Annotated in this window: 16 protein-coding genes; 6 read left to right on the top strand and 10 right to left on the bottom strand. The window is 67.1% G+C overall.

What is annotated here, in order from left to right; translation table 11 throughout:
• Positions 1–3 precede the first annotated feature (3 nt).
• Both mdcA and V8683_RS14365 read right to left on the bottom strand, forming a co-directional pair.
• A complete protein-coding gene (gene mdcA, locus V8683_RS14370) occupies positions 4–1683 on the bottom strand; it encodes a malonate decarboxylase subunit alpha (protein WP_411191524.1) in 1680 nt (559 codons plus the stop codon).
• 7 nt (positions 1684–1690) lie between these two features.
• A complete protein-coding gene (locus V8683_RS14365) occupies positions 1691–2452 on the bottom strand; it encodes a GntR family transcriptional regulator (RefSeq protein WP_411191522.1) in 762 nt (253 codons plus the stop codon).
• A 151-nt stretch (positions 2453–2603) separates the two neighbouring features.
• Here V8683_RS14365 and V8683_RS14360 point away from each other — a divergent pair, with 151 nt between their 5' ends.
• The 3 genes from V8683_RS14360 (at position 2604) to V8683_RS14350 (ending at position 4545) form a co-directional block, all read left to right on the top strand.
• A complete protein-coding gene (locus V8683_RS14360) occupies positions 2604–3905 on the top strand; it encodes an MFS transporter (protein ID WP_411191521.1) in 1302 nt (433 codons plus the stop codon).
• A gap of 77 nt (positions 3906–3982) precedes the next feature.
• Entirely contained in the window at positions 3983–4231 is a 249-nt protein-coding gene (locus tag V8683_RS14355) for an AbrB/MazE/SpoVT family DNA-binding domain-containing protein (RefSeq protein ID WP_411191520.1), read from the top strand.
• A complete protein-coding gene (locus V8683_RS14350) occupies positions 4225–4545 on the top strand; it encodes a type II toxin-antitoxin system PemK/MazF family toxin (protein WP_411191519.1) in 321 nt (106 codons plus the stop codon). Before V8683_RS14355 ends, V8683_RS14350 begins: the two co-directional genes overlap by 7 nt.
• A 47-nt stretch (positions 4546–4592) precedes the next feature.
• Here V8683_RS14350 and V8683_RS14345 read toward each other — a convergent pair whose 3' ends face one another.
• A complete protein-coding gene (locus tag V8683_RS14345) occupies positions 4593–5519 on the bottom strand; it encodes a DMT family transporter (RefSeq protein WP_411191517.1) in 927 nt (308 codons plus the stop codon).
• A gap of 107 nt (positions 5520–5626) precedes the next feature.
• Here V8683_RS14345 and V8683_RS14340 point away from each other — a divergent pair, with 107 nt between their 5' ends.
• A complete protein-coding gene (locus V8683_RS14340; protein WP_411191515.1) occupies positions 5627–6496 on the top strand; it encodes a LysR family transcriptional regulator in 870 nt (289 codons plus the stop codon).
• Here V8683_RS14340 and V8683_RS14335 read toward each other — a convergent pair.
• The 6 genes from V8683_RS14335 to V8683_RS14310 form a co-directional block, all read right to left on the bottom strand.
• Positions 6484–7533, bottom strand: a complete 1050-nt coding sequence (locus V8683_RS14335; protein ID WP_411191513.1) for an ABC transporter ATP-binding protein — start codon at positions 7531–7533, stop codon at positions 6484–6486. The two genes, V8683_RS14340 and V8683_RS14335, sit on opposite strands and share 13 nt — an antisense overlap.
• A gap of 20 nt (positions 7534–7553) precedes the next feature.
• The gene (locus tag V8683_RS14330) at positions 7554–9185 is read right to left on the bottom strand and encodes an ABC transporter permease (protein ID WP_411191512.1); all 1632 of its coding nucleotides are present in this window, start codon (positions 9183–9185) and stop codon (positions 7554–7556) included.
• 25 nt (positions 9186–9210) lie between these two features.
• Positions 9211–10236 carry an iron ABC transporter substrate-binding protein gene (locus V8683_RS14325; protein ID WP_411191511.1) on the bottom strand — a complete coding sequence of 342 codons (1026 nt, stop codon included), beginning with the start codon at positions 10234–10236 and terminating at the stop codon, positions 9211–9213.
• A gap of 73 nt (positions 10237–10309) precedes the next feature.
• Positions 10310–11629: an iron uptake transporter deferrochelatase/peroxidase subunit gene (gene efeB / locus V8683_RS14320; RefSeq protein ID WP_411191510.1), complete on the bottom strand. Its 1320-nt coding sequence runs from the start codon at positions 11627–11629 to the stop codon at positions 10310–10312.
• Positions 11630–11631: 2 nt separating this feature from the next.
• A complete protein-coding gene (locus V8683_RS14315) occupies positions 11632–12792 on the bottom strand; it encodes an NHL repeat-containing protein (protein ID WP_411191508.1) in 1161 nt (386 codons plus the stop codon).
• 124 nt (positions 12793–12916) lie between these two features.
• Positions 12917–14353 carry a carbohydrate porin gene (locus V8683_RS14310; RefSeq protein WP_411191507.1) on the bottom strand — a complete coding sequence of 479 codons (1437 nt, stop codon included), beginning with the start codon at positions 14351–14353 and terminating at the stop codon, positions 12917–12919.
• A 321-nt stretch (positions 14354–14674) separates the two neighbouring features.
• Between V8683_RS14310 and V8683_RS14305 the strand changes: the two genes are divergently transcribed.
• Together V8683_RS14305 and V8683_RS14300 are read left to right on the top strand one after the other, a co-directional pair.
• Positions 14675–15553, top strand: coding sequence for an arylamine N-acetyltransferase family protein (locus tag V8683_RS14305; RefSeq protein WP_411191506.1), 879 nt, complete (start codon positions 14675–14677; stop codon positions 15551–15553).
• A gap of 40 nt (positions 15554–15593) precedes the next feature.
• The gene (locus V8683_RS14300) at positions 15594–16271 is read left to right on the top strand and encodes a methyltransferase family protein (RefSeq protein WP_411191505.1); all 678 of its coding nucleotides are present in this window, start codon (positions 15594–15596) and stop codon (positions 16269–16271) included.
• Between the two features lie 64 nt (positions 16272–16335).
• Here the strand turns inward: V8683_RS14300 and V8683_RS14295 are convergent, their stop codons facing one another.
• On the bottom strand, positions 16336–17097 hold the full coding sequence (locus tag V8683_RS14295; protein ID WP_411191504.1) for a hypothetical protein: 762 nt from the start codon (positions 17095–17097) through the stop codon (positions 16336–16338).
• Between the last annotated feature and the right edge of the window lie 10 nt (positions 17098–17107).

The following is a 17107-nucleotide window of genomic DNA, read 5'->3' as shown; positions in this document are numbered from 1 at the left end:
CGCTCACCAGCTACGAAAACGCGCGGGCGGCGTGTAGAGCCCGCCCGACCACGTCACGAGATCGTCGATGCTGCGCGCCGCGAGCAGCGAGCGCTTCGCCTCGCCACGGCGGATGCCGAGATCTTCGGGGAACTGAACGATGCCGCGGCGGCGCAATTCGCCGGTCTTCTCCGGCTTCGCGCGCTGGCCGATGGGCGTCACGCCCGCCACGGCGGCCAGCGCCGCGCGCCGCTCTTCCACGCCTTCCGCGCGATGCAGATGCGCGATGCCTTCCTCGGTGACGACGTGGCTCACGTCGTCGCCGTAGATCATGACGGGCGCGACGGGCATGCCGCTCTTCTCGCCCACGGCGATGGCGTCGAGTTCGTCGACGAAGGTCGACTCGCCGCCTTTCTTCCAGGTCTCGGCCAGTTGCACGACGAGTTTGTGGCCGCGCGAGACCGGGCCCGTATTTTTAAGCAGCTTGAGCCAGGCCTCGCTCGCATGGCGGCGGCCGCGCGGATCGTGGCCCATGTTCGGCGCACCGCCGAAGCCGGCGAGGCGCCCGCGCGTGACCGTGGAAGAGTTCGCGTCGGCATCGATCTGCAGCGTCGAGCCGATGAAGAGATCGACCGCGTACTGCCCCGCGAGCTGGCACAGCACGCGGTTCGAACGCAGGCTGCCGTCGCTGCCCGTGAAGAACACGTCGGGGCGCGCGGCGATGTACGCCTCCATCCCCACTTCGCTGCCGAAGCAATGCACGCTCTCCACCCAGCCTGACTCGATGGCGGGAATCAGCGTGGGATGCGGATTGAGCGTCCAGTTGCGGCAGATCTTGCCCTTGAGGCCCAGCGACTCGCCGTAGGTGGGCAGCAGCAGCTCGATCGCAGCGGTGTCGAAGCCGATGCCGTGATTGAGCGCCGTGATGCCGTACGGCGCATAGATGCCCTTGATGACCATCATCGCGGTGAGCACCTGCAGATCGCCGATATGGCGCGGGTCGCGCGTGAAGAGCGGCTCGACCGCAAAGGGGCGGTCGGCCTGTACGACCACGTCGACCCACGAGCCGGGGATATCGACGCGCGGCAGCTCGTCGACGATCTCGTTGACCTGCACGATCACGATACCCTGGCTGAAGGCGGCGGCTTCGGCAATGGTGGGGGTGTCCTCGGTGTTCGGACCCGTGTAGAGGTTGCCGTGGCGATCGGCTTTCTCGGCGCACAGCAGTGCGACCTGAGGAATCAGGTCCACGAACATGCGCGCATATAGTTCGACGTACGTATGAATCGCGCCGACTTCGAGCTGCCCGTCTTCAAGCAACTGCGCCACGCGCAGGCTCTGCGGCCCAGCGAACGCGAAGTCGACGCGCCGGGCGATGCCGCGCTCGAAGAGCGTGAGGTGCTCGGGGCGGCTGATGCTCGAAATGAGCAGATGAATGTTGTTGAGCTTGCCGGGATCGGCCTTTGCGAGCGAGCGCGAGAGAAAGTCGGCCTGCTTCTGGTTGTCGCCCTCCAGGGCGACGCGGTCGCCCGGGCGGATCAGCAGTTCGAGGGCGTCGGTCATGCGCGCGGCGGGCAGGACACCGTCTTCGAGCCAGCCGGCAACGGCGGCGAGGCGACGGGTTTTTTCGTCGCGGCGCGTGGTCCACGAGCGCGGCGCCAGGGCGGGAGGATGTGATTCGGGTGCGGCGGCGAGAGGCTTCATCGGCAGATCAGCTCCGTGAGCGGGAAGACGAAGAGCGCGCTTTTTTGGCGGCGGGCAGTGCCGCGGCGCGCTCGGTGAGAAAACGATAGATCAATTCACCCGTGCCGAGCAGATGCGCGGCCACGAGCGCCTGGGCGGCGGGAATGTCGCCGCGCTGGACGGCCGCGAGGATCTCGGCATGCTCGGCGTCGGACTCGCCCTTGTACTCGGGAAAGCCGAATTTCAGGCGCAGATAGCGCTCGCCGCGCCGGTGCAGCGAGGCGAGCGTCTCCATCAGGTGGGGCCGGCCGGCGGGCGCATAGAGGCTCGTGTGGAACGCTTCATTGCGCGCCACGTAGAGCGACGGATCGCGCTCGCGTTTTGCAGCGTCGGCGAGCGCGCGCGCCTCGCGCAGCGACTGCGCGGTGTGCTTCGGGATGGCGAGGCCGAGCGCGAGGCTCTCCAGCGCGGAGCGCATCTCGTAGATCTCGCGCGCTTCGTCCGCACAGAGCGGCGCGACGCTTGCCCCCCGGTTGAGCTCGATACGCGCCCAGCCTTCGCTGGCGAGCTGGCGCAGCGCTTCGCGCACGGGAATGGCGCTCACCGAGAAGTGGCGCGCAATGGCGTCCTGGCGCAGCGGCGCGCCGGGCGCGAGCGTGCCCGTCACGATGGCGTCGCGCAGGGCGTTTGCGATCACGTGGGAAGTGCTGGGGCGCGGTGCCGCCGCGGCCGGCAGGCCGGTCGCCGTCGTGTCGCCTTCCAGGGGAAAACCAGCCGTTACGTCGCTCATGAGATCAAATATTATATATAAAACAGCGAGGGTGGAAGCCCCATCAAGCTGAACGAGAAGGTGCCGTAAACGGGGAAGTAGCAGCGTTTTCTTCAGACGAATCGTCGCGATACGAACCGCGCCGATTGCTTTGCATGGGACGAGGAGCATCATGAATTCGATTACCGGTGCGGCGCGGCGAGCGCGGCCCAAAACACCGCTGAACCGTTCGCAGATCGCAGGCTTCTGGGGCGCCTGGGCCGGCTGGACGCTCGACGGCATGGACTCGTTCATCTACGCGCTCGTGCTCACGCCCGCGCTCACCGAGTTGCTGCCGCACTCGGGCTATGCGGCCACTCCATCGAACATCGGGCTCGCGGGCTCGATTCTTTTTGCGCTGTTCCTGGTCGGCTGGGGGCTCTCGTTCATCTGGGGCCCGCTTGCCGACCGCTTCGGCCGCACGCGCGTGCTAGCGGGCACCATTTTCATGTTCGCCATCTTCACGGGCCTTTCGGCCACGGCGCAGAGCGTGTGGGCGCTCGCCATCTACCGCTTCCTCGCGGGCGTCGGCATAGGCGGCGAGTGGGCGCTGGCCGGCACCTACGTGGCCGAGTCCTGGCCGGAGGACCGCCGCAAGATGGGTGCGGGCTATCTGCAGACCGGCTACTACGCGGGCTTCTTCATCGCCGCGGCGCTGAACTACACCATTGGCGTGCACTTCGGCTGGCGCGCGATGTTCCTCACCGGCGCGATTCCGGTGGTGGTGGCCATTCTCGTGCTGCTGCGCGTGGAAGAGCCGGACAAGTGGCAGAAGTCGGAGGCGAGCCACGAGCATCAAGGCCGCCCGCTGCGCGAGATCTTCGGGACCGCTTATCGCCGGCGCACCATCGTGGCGTGCGCGTTGCTCACCATCGCGATCATCGGCCTGTGGGCGGGCGCGGTGTACGAGCCTTCCGCCGTGATCCAGCTCGCGACGCGTGCGGGTGCGAGCAAGGCCCAGGCGATCCGCACGGCCTCGATTGCGACAGGACTCCTCTCCATCGGTACGATCCTCGGCTGTCTCGTGCTGCCGCCGATGGCGGAGCGTGTGGGGCGCAAGTGGACGCTCGCGATCTATTTTGCGGGGATGGCGATAGCGATTGCAGCGAGTTTCGGCTGGGCTTATTACCTCGAGAACGGGCTCGTGCCGTTCATCGTGCTGCTCTTCGTGCTCGGTTTCTTCGGCGGCAACTTCGCGCTGTTCAGTCTCTGGCTGCCGGAGCAGTTCGGCACGCGCGTGCGCGCCACGGCGTTCGCGTTCTGCACGTCGTTCGGGCGTTTCGTGGGGGCGGGGGTGAACTTCCTGCTCGGCGCGGCGGTGCTGCATATGCACACGCTGGGTGTACCAGTGGCGCTCACGGCGTTGGCGTTCATAGCCGGGTTGTTCATTATTCCGTTCGCGCCGGAGACGAAGGGCGAGGCATTGCCGGGGTGACGCGAGCGCAGCAATGTAATAACATTGTGTTGACGTCTCATGAGGGCGTGGAATAACATTGTGATTACGGTGAGGTCATGAAAACGACAATCCGCAGGATGGGCAATTCGCAGGGCGTGCTGATCCCGAAGCCCGTTCTGGCACAGTTGGGATTGGAGAACGAAGTGGAAATGGAAATCGAAAACGACGCAATCGTGCTGAGGCGGCCGCGGCAACCGGCTCGTGAAGGCTGGGCGGAGGCGAGCAAAGCGCTCGCCCAGAGTGGCGATGATGCGCTTGTGATGGGTGAGTTTCCGAATGCCGACGATGCGGAGCTTGAATGGTAGTGCGAGGGGAAGTGTGGCTGGTCGCGCTCGACCCGACACTGGGCAGCGAGATTCAAAAGACGCGCCCCTGTGTCGTGATTTCCCCGTCTGAAATGCACGATCATTTACGGACAGTCATCGTTGCTCCGATGACTTCGAAGGGCCGTCCGGCACCGTTTCGAATTCCGGTTACGTTCAAGCGGAAGCAGGGTCTCGTCCTTCTCGATCAGGTTCGTGCAGTGGACAAGGTGCGATTGGTCAAGAAGGAGGGTTCGGTCCCCGAAGAAACGCTTCGGCACACTCTGCGGACGTTGCAGGAGGTCTTCGCCGAATAGGGAGGAAGTCAGCGGGAATGCAGGCTTCTTCCATGAACCCGTCGACCCTACCGCCGCATCCGCGCCATCACCGGCGGAAACAGCCGCCACCCGAGATTGACGCCCAGACTGGCCACCACGATCAGCGCCATGCCGCCCAGTTGCGGCACGCTGAGCGCGCGTCCGTACACCAGCGCGTCGACGGCGATTGCCGTGAGCGGGTAGACGAACAGCAGCACGGCGATCACCGGTGTCGTGAGCTGCGGCAGCGCGCCGTAGATCAGCACATACGAAAGCCCCGTGTGCAGCACCCCCATGCCGATTACCCAGCCCCATTGCGCGGCCGAGATATGCGCCAGTTCGAGCGGCGCGAAGAACGGGGCGATCAGCGGCAGGCATACGGCGCCCACGGCGCATTGCGTGAGCGTCAGCAGATGCGGACGCAGTCCGCCCAGGCTCTTCGCCATCAGTGTGACGCTCGCATAGAGCACCGATCCCCCCAGCGCTTCGGCCACGCCGATCAGATAGCGCTGATGCCCTTGCAACGCGCCCTCGGCCAGCACGCCCGACGCGAGCACGAGCCCCGCGAACGCGATGCCGATCCAGCCCAGCCGGTCCGCGCCGAGGCGTTCGTGAAAGAGCGCGGCGCCGATCAGCACGACCCAGAACGGCTGCACATGGAACACCACCGTCGCGACGGCAATGCTCGTGCGGTGAATTGCATCGAAAAATGCGACCCACTGCGTAACCATCAGCACTCCCGATAAAACCGCGAGTGCCAGCGTGCGGCGCGTGAACTGGCGCGGCGAGAGCCAGCCCTTGTACAGGCAGTACGCCGCGAGCGCCAGCATGCCGAAGAAGCAGCGGAAAAACACGAGCGTCATGGCGCCCAGCCGCGCTTCTTCGACGAAGACGCCGATCGTGCCCATCAGCAGCCCGCCGCTCGCGAGCATGAGGGCGCCTTGCTGGCGGTGGGTCGGGCTCGCGGTTTGCATAGGTTCGTGACGCGAAAGAGGGAAGAAAACCGCCCCAGTATTCGTCAGTTGCAGACCGCAGGCAAACGAATTAAATTGAACAATTCCATCAATACCGCTGATGAATCATGACCCCGGAATTCGACCTCGACCTCATGCGCACCTTCGTAGCCGTGGCCGACGCGGGCAGCTTCACGCGAGCCGCGGTCGCGGTGCACCGTTCGCAGGCGGCCGTGAGCATGCAGATCAAGCGGCTCGAGCAGATGCTCGGCACCACGCTCTTCACGCGCGATACGCGCAATCTCGCGCTCACGCGGCCGGGCAGCACGCTGCTCGAATACGCGCGGCGCGCGCTCGAACTGCAGGAGGAGGCTTGGTCGGCGCTCGTGCGGCCGGAGGTGACGGGGCGCGTCGTGCTGGGCGCCCCCGACGATTACATGGCGGCGTTGCTGTCGCCCGTGCTGCGGCGCTTCTCGACGCTCTATCCGCATGTGGAGATCGAGATCGTCTGCGCGCAAAGCGTGGCGCTAGGGCCGATGCTGGCGGACAACAAGATCGATCTCGCCTTCGTCACGCGCGACCGCAAGCTGCGCGGCGAGTTCGTGCGCAGCGAGGACATGGTGTGGGTGGGCTCGGCCGAGGACCCCGCGCCGCTCGCCATGTCGCCGCTGCCGGTGGGGCTCTACGAGCATGGCAGCGTGGCGCGCGCGCATACGGTGGCGGCGCTCGATGCGGCGCAGATCCGCTATCGCGCCGCCTATAGCAGCGCGAGCCTGATGGGGCTGATGGCGACGGTCGAGGCGGGTATCGCCGTCGTCGCGCTTACGCGCTGCAGCGTGCCGTCGCGCTTCGCGATTCTGGGCGAGGACGAGGGCTTGCCGAAGATCGAGCCGCTCGACATCATCGTCGCGCGCAGCGTGAAGTCGAACCGGCCTACCTGCGATTACCTGGCACAGCAGATGGTGCAGGATCTTTCGGTGCGGCGTCAGCGCGGGTAGACGTTGACTTCGCCGCCTACCGCGAGGCGCACGCGCTCGCCGGGGCGCGGCGTGCGGTAGCCCGGCACGCGCGCGCGCACCGTGGTCGGCGAATCGAGCAATTGCAGCGTGAGCGCCGCGTCCTGCCCTTCGAAGCTGATGTCGCGCACAAGGGCGTCGAGCGCGCCGCTGCGCTGCGCGTCTTCGGGCAGCACGTCGATCTGCTCGGGGCGCAGCATCACGTCGACGTCGCCGTCGGCGGCCATCGAGCCTTCCACCACGGGCAGCGTGCCGAGCACGCATCGCGCGCGGCCGTCCGCCACCGTGCCCGGCAGCAGCACGGCCTCGCCGATGAACGCTGCCAGCTCGCGCGTGACGGGGCGCCGATAGAGCGCCTGCGGCGCGGCGGTCTGGAGCAATCGCCCGCGCCACAGCACCGCGACCTCGTGGCCCAGCGAGAGGGCTTCGGCCTGATCGTGCGTGACGAGTACGGCGGTCGCGCCCGCCGCGGCGAGCGCGCGCGCGACGGCTTCGCGCGTTTCGATGCGCAGCGCGGCGTCGAGCGACGAGAACGGCTCGTCGAGCATCACGAGACCCGGCGACGGCGCGAGCGCGCGCGCGAGCGCCACGCGCTGCTGCTGGCCGCCCGAAAGCTGCTGCGGTGCGCGCTTCGCATAGGACTCCGGAAGGCCGACGAGTTCGAGCAGCTCGGCCACGCGATGCTGCGCGCGGCGTTGCGTGCGCGGCAGGCCGAACACGATGTTCTCGGCCACGGTGAGGTGGGGGAAGAGCGCGCCTTCCTGCGGCACATAGCCGATCTGGCGTTTCTCGGCGGGCAGATGCTGGCCCTCGCCGGCCACCCGCCGGCCGTCGATTTCGATCGTGCCCGCGTCGGCGCGCTCGAAGCCGCACAGCACGCGCAGGAGCGTAGTCTTGCCGCTGCCCGAAGGCCCGAGCAGCGCGAGCAGCGAGCCCGATTTCACGGAAAGATCGATGCCGTGCAGCACCGGGTGGCCGTCGAACGCCTTTTGCAGGCCGGAAATGCGAAGAGTGCTCATGGGCGATACGGTGGAGGCGGTCAGGAGGTCACTTCGGGCGGCGTGACCGAATGCGCGGCGAGCGCGCTCTTGCCCGCGAATGCGAACAGCAGTCCCGATGCGGCGAGCGAAAGCGCCGTGAGCAGCGCGGCATAGGGCGCGGCGGCGGCGAACGCGAGCGTGGCGGTGTCGCTCCAGACTTGGGTGGCGAGCGTGTGCGTGCCGATGGGCGAGAGCAGCAGCGTCGCGTTGAGTTCGGTGACGACGGAGATGAACACCATCGAAGCCGCGGCGCCGAGCCCGGGGCCAGCAAGCGGCAGCACCACGCGGCGCAGCGTTTCGAACCAGCCGAGACCGAGCGAGCGCGCCGTGTCTTCGAGCCGCTGCTGCGCCTGCAGCAGCGCGGCGCGTACGCTCACGAGCGCGAGCGGCAGGAAAAGCATGGCGTAGGCGACGATCAGGAGCGTCGTGCTCTGATAGAGCGGCGTGAGCACGCGCACGGCAAGCGAGACGATCGCGAGCGCGATGACGATGCTCGGCACGCCTTGCGCCACGAACGTCGTGCGTTCGAGGAACGTGGCGAGGCGCCCCGGATAGCGCGCGAGCAGGTACGCGAGCGGTAGCGCGAGCAGCGTCGTCACGACGGCGGCCGTGAGGCCGAGGCGCAGCGAAGCGAACGTGGTCTCGAAGAGCAGTTCGGGCGAGACGTCGGCCGGCGTGATCGCGGCCGCGCCGGGCTGCGTGAGCCAGTAGCCGATCATGCCGAGCGGCACGCCCAGCGTGGCGATGTTGAGCCCGAGGAAGGCTGTTGCGACGGGCCAGCGCCAGCGCCCGAGCGCATGGCGCGTGACGGCGCGGCGCGTGCCGCGATCCACGCGCTCGTAGCGTGCGCGGCCGCGCACGCGGAATTCGAGCGCGAGCACGACGAGGCACAGCAGGATCAGCACGCAGGCGAGCAGCGACGCGCCGCCGCCGTCGAAGCTCGTGCGGTACTCGGCGTAGATCTCGGTCGTGAAAGTGCGAAAGCGCAGCAACTGGAACGAGCCGAACTCGGCCAGCACGCCGAGCGCGACGAGCAGCATGGAGCCGAGAAGGGCGGGGCGCAATTGCGGCAGCACCACGCGCACGAAGGTGTTCCAGCGATTGCAGCCGAGCGCGCGCGCGGTTTCTTCGAGCGCGGGGTCGAGCCCGCGCAGCGCGGCGGCCACGGGCAGATAGACGAGCGGGAAATAGGCCGTCGTGATGACGATGAAGGCGCCGAGAAAGTCCTGCAGATCGAGGCTCAGCGAAATCCAGGCGAAGCTCGTGATGAACGCGGGCATCGCGAGCGGCGCGGCGGCGAGCAAGGCCCAGACGCGACGTCCGGGCACGTCGGTGCGCTCGACGAACCAGGCGACGGCGGTGCCGAGCACGGCCGAGGCCAGCGTCGCGGAGACCGTGATGGAGAGCGTGTTGACCAGCAGTTCGCCGACGAGCGGCCTGAAGATCAGGTCGGCGGCGTCGGCGAATCCAAACGAAAGCGCGCGCCAGAACGTCAGCGCGAGCGGGAGCAGCACCAGCAGGGGGCCGAGGAGCGCGGCGGCGACCAGCGCGCGCGGCACACGTCGCCGCGCGGGCGGCGCGTGGCCGCCCGACTCCTCGATGGCTGGCGCCGTGGTGACAGCTTCACTCACGATAGTGCCGGTATTGCAGTTACGGTTACAGAAGACCCGCCTGGCGCAGCAGCTTGCCGGCCTGGCTGTCGTCGCCCAGTTGCTCGATCGTCAGTTGCGGCGGATGGAGCTGGTCGAACGGCTTGTTGATCGGGTCGGCGGCCACGCCGGGGCGCAGCGGGTACTCGAAGCTGATGTGGTCCTGCGCCATCAGCTTCTGGGCGCGATCGCTCACGAGGTATGCGAGGAACTTCTGCGCGCCGTCGGCGTTGTGCGCCGACTTCAGCACGGCGGCGCCCGAGACGTTCACGAGCGCGCCGATGTCGCCGTTCGCGAAGTGCGCCACGGCACTGCGCGTCTTGGCGTCGCCCACTTCGGCGTGCAGACGATCCCAGTAGTAGTTGTTGATGATGCCCGTGGCAACCGCGCCGCGGTTCACGGCGGCGACCACGCCTTCGTCGTCGTCGAAGATCTGCGAGTTGGCCTTCAGGCCCTTGAGCCATTCGAGCGTCGCGGCTTCGCCCTTGGCGGCGATCATGGCGTCCACGAGCGGCAGGAAGTCGGCGTCGGACGGCGCGATGCCGACCTTGCCCTTCCATTCGGGCTTCGCGAGATCCATGAGCGACTGCGGCAACTGCGCCGGCTGGACCTTCGCCGTGTTGTACGCGAGCACGTTTTCGCGCGCGGTCACGCCCACCCACTGGCCGGCCGGCGAGCTGAAGCGAGCGGGCACGGCGGAAAGCGTGGCGGACTGCACGGGTGCGAGCAGGCTCTTCTCTTCGAGCAGCATCAGCTCGGGCGAGTTTTCCGTGAAGTAGACGTCGGCGGGCGACTTGTCGCCTTCCGCGACGATCTGCGCGGCAAGCGCGGGGCCTTCATCGGTGCGGACCTTCACGCTGATGCCGCTCTGTTGTTCGAAGTCCTTGGCAAGCTGGTTCATGACCTGCTCGTGCTGGGCGTTGTACACCGTGATCGAATCGGCGCGAGCGGCGAGCGGCAGCGTGCCGGCCACGGCCAGCGCGACGCTCAGGGCGGCGGCGCGCAGCGGCGCGCCGGGGAACGAAAGCTTCATGATGTGTCGTTATCCGTTGATGAAGAAAGGCGCCTGGGTCATCCATTCCCCAGGCGATCCTCAGGGCATTCACTCAGGCCGAGAACAGCTCCGCGCCGATGTACGAACCGGGTTTCGCGCCCGGCGGGCACGCGAAGATCGCGCTGCCGATGTGGGTCGTGAACTGGTTCATCATGTCGAACTTCGAGAGCTTTTCGTTGATCGGAATGAAGCCCGCGCGCGGGTCGCCCTGGTGAGCGATGAAAATCAGGCCCGCGTCGTACTCGGTTTCCTGGCGCCACGGCGGCCAGCGCTCGATATAGAAGTTCGCGCTGTCGTTGTAGGAGTACGAACGGCGCAGGACGCGCGCCCCGTTGTTCGTCGAGCGATGCGACAGCCTCACGTGCGAGTTTTCCGGGATCAGCGGATTGCCATCCTTGTCCTGCGCGGCGAGATCGACCGGGTCGAACTCCTTCTCCTTGCCGATGGGCGCACCACTGTACTTCTGTCGTCCGAACACCTGCTCCTGGAAGCCGAGTTCCATCTGGTCCCAGTGTTCGAGCGTGATGCGGATGCGGCGCACGACCGTGTACGTGCCGCCCTGCATCCAGGGCGCGTCGGCATCGTTCGCCCATACGAATTCGTTCAGCTCCTTCGGATTCCCGATCGCCGGATTGTCCGTGCCGTCCTTGAAGCCCATCAGATTGCGCGGCGTCTGGCCCTTCGGGCCCGAGAGGAAGCCGGCCTGGCCCCAGCGCATGCGCAGGACGCCGTAGCCCTGGCGCGCGAGTTGGCGCACCGCGTGGAACGCCACCTGGGCGTCGTTCGCGCAGGCCTGCACGTAGAGGTCGCCGCCGGTCTTTTCGGCCACGAGCTGGTCGCCGTTGAAGCGCGGCAGATCCACGAGCGCGGCGGGCCGCTTGCTCGCGAGACCGTAGCGGTCCTTGCCTTCGGACGTGAAGAGGCCGGGGCCGAAGCCGAACGTCACCGTGAGGCCGGCCGGCCCGAGACCCAGCACGTCGCCGGAGTCGGGCGCGGGGTGATCGTCGCCGGTGCCTTCCAGCGCCGCGGCCGGCTGGCCCTGCGTCATGCGCGCGGCCGATTCTGTCCACTGCTTGAGCAGGTTGATCACGTCCTCGCGCGAGGTGGTCGTGAGGTCGAATGCGGCCAGATAGGTGTGCGCCTGCTGCGCCGTGGCGATGCCGCCCTGGTGCTCGCCGTAGAACGGCTCGACGGCGAGCAGCGGGTCCATGCTTGCCGCGTGCTTCTTCGCTTCCATGGCCGCGTGCGCGACACCGGGCGCGGACAAGCCGGCGCCTAGCGTCGCGCTCGCCGCGACCGCGGCGCCGCCGGCCTTCAGGAAGCCCCGGCGCGTGGGGCGCTCGGGTGTGTTTGTGGGGTCTTCGGAGGACATGATTATTTTGCCAGTACGAGAGTATTGACGTCGTCTTCCACGTAGTAGAAGCCGTCGCCCGCCGGCGTCAGCGCGATGCCGAACAGGTCGCCGTTGCCCGGAGGCGTCTGCGCCTTGTCCGTATCGATCCAGCGTGCGTAGAGCTGCTTCGCCGCGGCCGGGTCGATCTCCACGACCTGACCGTTGAGCGCATTCGTGACGAGCAGGTGACCTTGCGGCGTCATGATCATCGCGAGCGGGCGGTGGAGCATACCATCCGCCGTGAGCTGACGGCCAACGCCGGCGCTCGTGTCGCGCGTGAGCGGATCCTCGATCACGTTGACGCGGTTGCCGATTGCGTCCGAGACGTAGAGCAGCTTGTTGTCGGCGGAGAGCGCGAGGCCCGTCGGTCCGACGAGGAACACGCCCTTGTCGGCCTGCGCGCCGAAGCCGCTCGCCACCACGGTCTCGCTCTTCACGACCGGCACCTGGCCGCTCGGGATGTCGAGGTCGAGGCGCAGCACGGTGGCTTGCTTGAACACGGGCGGGTTGCCGTCCGCGCCGCCCACGCCGAAGCCGGCGTTGCTCAAGAACAGCGTGGCATGGTCGCCGTTGTCCACCACGGCCATGTTGCCCCACGGGTCGTTGATGTTCGGGCTGCTGATGGTTTTCGCGATCTTGCCGCTGGAATCGAGCACGATCAGGCAGCCGGCGCCCTTGGTGCCGGTCGTGCCGTCGTTGGAGGGCGTGCTGCCCACGATCACCCAGCCCGACTTGAGCATCGTCATCGCCGTGGAGAGGCCGACGCCGCCCGGGCATTCCTTCAGGTCGCGCGGGATCGTCGCGAAGAGCGACATCTGCTTCGTGTCGGGGTGGTAATCGACGATCGTCGAGCCCGTGCCCTGCAGGTTGGCCGCGTTGTTGAAGTTGTCCACGAGCACGTCGCCTGTCTTGACCGTGCCGGCGCTGACCGGTGCGACGACGATCGCGTACGGGTTCTGGTCGCCGTTGTCGGGGACGGTGTTGATGAGCGTGGTGTCCTTGTGGACGGACGGCAGCAGGCCTTCGGAATCGGCGTGAGCGGCGAGCGGGGCGCCGGTGAGCGTGGCCGCCGCGGCGAGCGCCAGCGCGGCGCGCGTGAAGTGGGCCGTGCGTTGCAGGAGCGTGCGCGTAGCATGTTTCATCGTGAATCTCCGTGCCCCGCAAGCAAACCGTGCGCCGCGTGGGGCGCTCATGACGGCAAGGACTCGCGAGGACTTGGTGTTGGCCATGGGATCAGGTTTCGATCGGTTGTGACAGGGCGTCGGGTCAGAACGTGATGTTGGTGCGCAGACCCACCACGAACGTGTTGCGCAGCGCCTCTGTCGGGTTGTCCGGGTTCTGGCCCGCACCGGCGTTGAACGTGTACTGCGCGTCGGCCTGGATCTGCCACCAGGGATTGACCTGATACTGGTAGGTCGCCTCGAGGGCCGTCTCGCTGCCGCGCGGAACGTTTCCGGCAGCCAGGTCGGCCGCGGCCGCGTCGTTGCTCACCTTGATATAGGCGAGAGCCAGACCCACGCTGTCGTTGTCGCGGCCGGCGAACGGCGCTTTCATCACGATCCCGAGGTTGGCGCTCACGCTGACCTCGTTGCGGTCACTGGGCGCGCCCATCACGCGTGCGAACACGCCAATGCTGCGCGGCTCGTCGGGATCGGGGCGCCAGATCATCTGGTCGGCGACGGCGTAGAAGCTGTAGTCGCCCTTGTGCTGGATCGACGAATTCTGCTGGTCGGCGAACGAGTCGCTGTTGTACCAGAAGCCCAGCTTGTACGTGCCCGGCAGCTTCTTGCTGGCGTCGGCGCTCACGAGATCGCCTTCGGCCGGCTGGTTGATCGCGTACTGCAGCTCGCCGATCACCATCGCACCGTTGTGCAGATTGAAGTTCGTGCCGCTCAGGTTGTTCGGGTCGTTGCCGAGCGGGTCGGCGTCGAACACGCCGATCAGGCCGGTGAGCGAACCGTTGATCTGGCCGCGCAGGCGCACGCCGAGGTCGGAGAGCGGGTAGGCGGGGCCGCCGTTGGGCAGGTCGTACGAAGGCAGGCCCGGCCAGCCGAACATCGTGTTCACGAAGAGCGACGCGTACTGGCTCACCATGAATTCCTGGTCGAGACTTTGCTGACCGATCTTCACGTCCACGCGCTTGTTGAGGAACGACTGCTGGTACCACATCTCCCACAGGCGCGTGGTGTCCTGCGCTTCGATGCCGCTCGCCGTGTTCAGCGTGCCGAGATTCAGCGCGCTCAGGTTCGAGCCGTGAATGTTGAGCGCGCTGATATTGAAGAGGCCGCCCGGGACGCCAAAGTACTTGCTCGTATCGAGCTGCAGGGTCGCCGTGGTGAGGCCGTCATAGGTGCCGCCGCGGTTCAGGCCGCCGCGCAGGTTCGCGAGATATTCGCTCGTCTCGGTTAGCTGGAACGAGAAGCCGTACTGGCCCATCCACGGGCGCAGGCCGCCCATGTCGCCGAGCAGGTTCTGGCGGCTCCAGATGCCGGTCCAGAAGTTGGACGGTTGCGCCTGGATGGCGAGGTCGGCTTCCGGGGCTTCCGGATTGGCGTCGGGGTTGGCGGTTGCCTGGGCGTGGGCGGCGCCGCTCGCGAGGGTCGCAAACGCAACGGACAGGGCGAGCCTGCGCAGCGCCGGGAAACGGCGCCGGATCCCGTAGCCGCACAGCGCGGCGGGACGAACTGACCGGGAGAACTTCATCGAGATCCTTATTGATTATGTCGATGTCCACGATGTGGACACCGCTGCACATGAATTCTCTTTATCGCCGCCATTGGGAGGCCAGCGAACGGGGCCCATCGTACCCATCAGGAATACAAGAGTCAACACAAATGAGAATGATTCTCATAAGAATTACTTGGGGGATGCAGTGTGTTTACAAATGGCTGTCGAAATGCATTGTTTGGGCTTGCAGCCAGTCAGAAGCGACGTCGATCGGCGGGGAGGCGGAAGTCGCCTATCATCGCTACGTGAATGGCCGTGCGCGCCCGGCGGCGCGCATTTTCATCGGACGAACTGCTCATGACCGCTTCCGGTTTTTCTCGCGACTTTTTCCTTGATTCGCGTCTCGACGGGCGCGCCGGACTCGACCGCTATTTCGCGCGTATCGGCTACGACGGGCCGCGCGCGGCCACGCTCGACGTGCTGCGCGTCTTGCATCGGCTTCATCCGCTCGCGATCCCCTTCGAGAACCTCGACGTTCTCGCCGGCCGGCGCATCTCGATCCGGCTCGAAGACATCGTCGCGAAGCTCGTCGATGCGCGTCGCGGCGGCTATTGCTTCGAACACAACACGCTCTTCGCTCATGCACTCGCGGCGCTCGGTTTTCGCGTGACGCCGCTTGCCGCGCGCGTGCTGTACGGGCGGCCAGCGGGTGCGATCACGGCGCGCACGCACATGCTCCTGCGTGTGGAGATGGACGATGCGGCATGGCTCGCCGACGTCGGGTTCGGCGGCACGACGCTTTGCGCGCCGCTCGCGTTCGCTTCGCAGGCGCCGCAGTCCACCCCGCTCGAATTCGCGCGCCTCGCGGTTCAGCCCGATGGCATGTGGAAGCTCGCCGTGCAGGAAGGCGACACCTGGAGCGATGTGTATCGTTTCGAATCGACGCCGGCCGAATGGGTCGATTACGAAGTCGCGAACTGGTACACGTCGACGTCGCCGGATTCGTTTTTCGCGGGCAATCTCATCGCGTGCGGCGTAAGAGCGGGCGGCCGCATGGCGTTGTTCAACGACCGCTATACCGAGCGCGATGCGAGCGGCCGCCGCACGCTTACGCGCAGGATTGCCGGCGCGGACGACCTGATGGGTTGCCTGCACGCGAGCTTCGGCATCGATGCTTCGGACTTCGATGCAGGTACGCTGTATGCGCGGATTGCGGGTCGCGCGCCGGGTGACTGAGCGCGAATAAACGCGGATAAACCAGGCGAAGGAGTCGGCAATGATCGGTCGCATGATCGCGATTACGGTGACGTGGCTCGCGCTCATGGGCGCGCTGTTGTTCGGCGCGGCGGGGACGCTCGCGTGGCTCGCCGCCTGGTTGTGGCTGGCGGAGTTCGCGGCCACGAGCCTCTGGCTCGGTCTCTGGCTTGCGCGCGTCGATCCCGGGCTGCTGGCCGAGCGCCTCTCGCCTTATGCGCGGCGCGGCCAGAGTACCTGGGACCGGGTGTTCATGCTCATGGTCACGGTGGGCTGGTGCGCGTGGCTCGTGCTGATCGGCGTCGATGCCGTGCGCCGCGGCGGGTCGCACGTGCCGCTCTGGCTGAGCGTGGTGGGCGCCATTGCAATCTTCCTTTGCATCTACCTCACGCGCGGCGTGTTCGCCGCGAACCGCTACGCCGCGCCGGTCGTGGCGATCCAGCGCGAGCGCGGCCATGCGGTGAGCGATACCGGGCCGTATGCCCACATTCGCCATCCGATGTACGCCTACGCCATGCTGCTGCTCGCCGGCACGCCCCTGATGCTGGGTTCGTGGTGGGGGCTCGCGGGCGTGCCCCTCATGATGGTGGCCATCGGCTGGCGAGCGGTCAAAGAAGAGCGCGTGCTGGCCGAGGGGCTGCCCGGCTACCGCGAGTATATGCAGCGCGTGCGTTATCGCTTCGTGCCGGGCATCTGGTGACGCGGTGCGCCGCTGTGGGCGGCGCGCGTCGCGGCGGCTTCGGGCCTTGGCTTAGCCTAAGGCCTCAGACTTCGGGCGGCGCGGGCAAGCGCTCGGCATGGCGCCGGTAAAGCCATGCCTGGGCCGCTGCAGTGAGCAACACGAAGACGATATTCGCGAGACTCTGGCTGGCCGCGAGCACGAGAAGCCGCGCAGGCGAGTCGAGCATGGCGGGCGTGATGCCGACCGCGCCGATGGCGATCAGCGCGAGCGGCAGCACGGCAACGAACGGCACGCCCAGCAGGCTCCAGAAATGGCCGCGGCTGTCGTGCCAGGCGGCGCGCAGTGCGATGGGGTTGCCGAGCGAGAGCGACGGAAAGAGCAGGCTCAGCCGCACGGCGATGTAGATCCAGACGACACCGACGAGGAACCCGAGGAACGCGACGCCGCCCGCATAGTGCGGCCGCAGCACGGCGTAAAGCACGAGCGCGGTGACGATCAGCGCGAAGGTGAGCACGACGCCCACGCCGAACATGCGCATGAGCGGCTTGCCGCCGAGCGGGACGAGCGGCGCCGCGTGCTCGCCCTGCAGCACGAAGCGATGCACCTTGACGACGAACCCGAGATAGACGATCGAGTTCAGCAGCGAAGCGATATCGGCGGCGAGCACGAGCGCGCCCGACGGCATTTCGCCCTCGCCGGGCACGGGCCGCCCGGCGAAGGCGATCCAGCCGAGCACGGTGTAGACCACGAAGGCGCCGAGCATCAGCAGGGGCATCTGCGTCGCGGCTGCGCGCGCGCTGGCCCAGGCGCGCTTCACGCATTCCATGAAAGACATCGGTTGCATGGTCGCTATC

It is taken from the genome of Paraburkholderia sp. AV2 (assembly GCF_054968425.1).
This window is presented reverse-complemented; position numbering and strand designations above follow the sequence as displayed.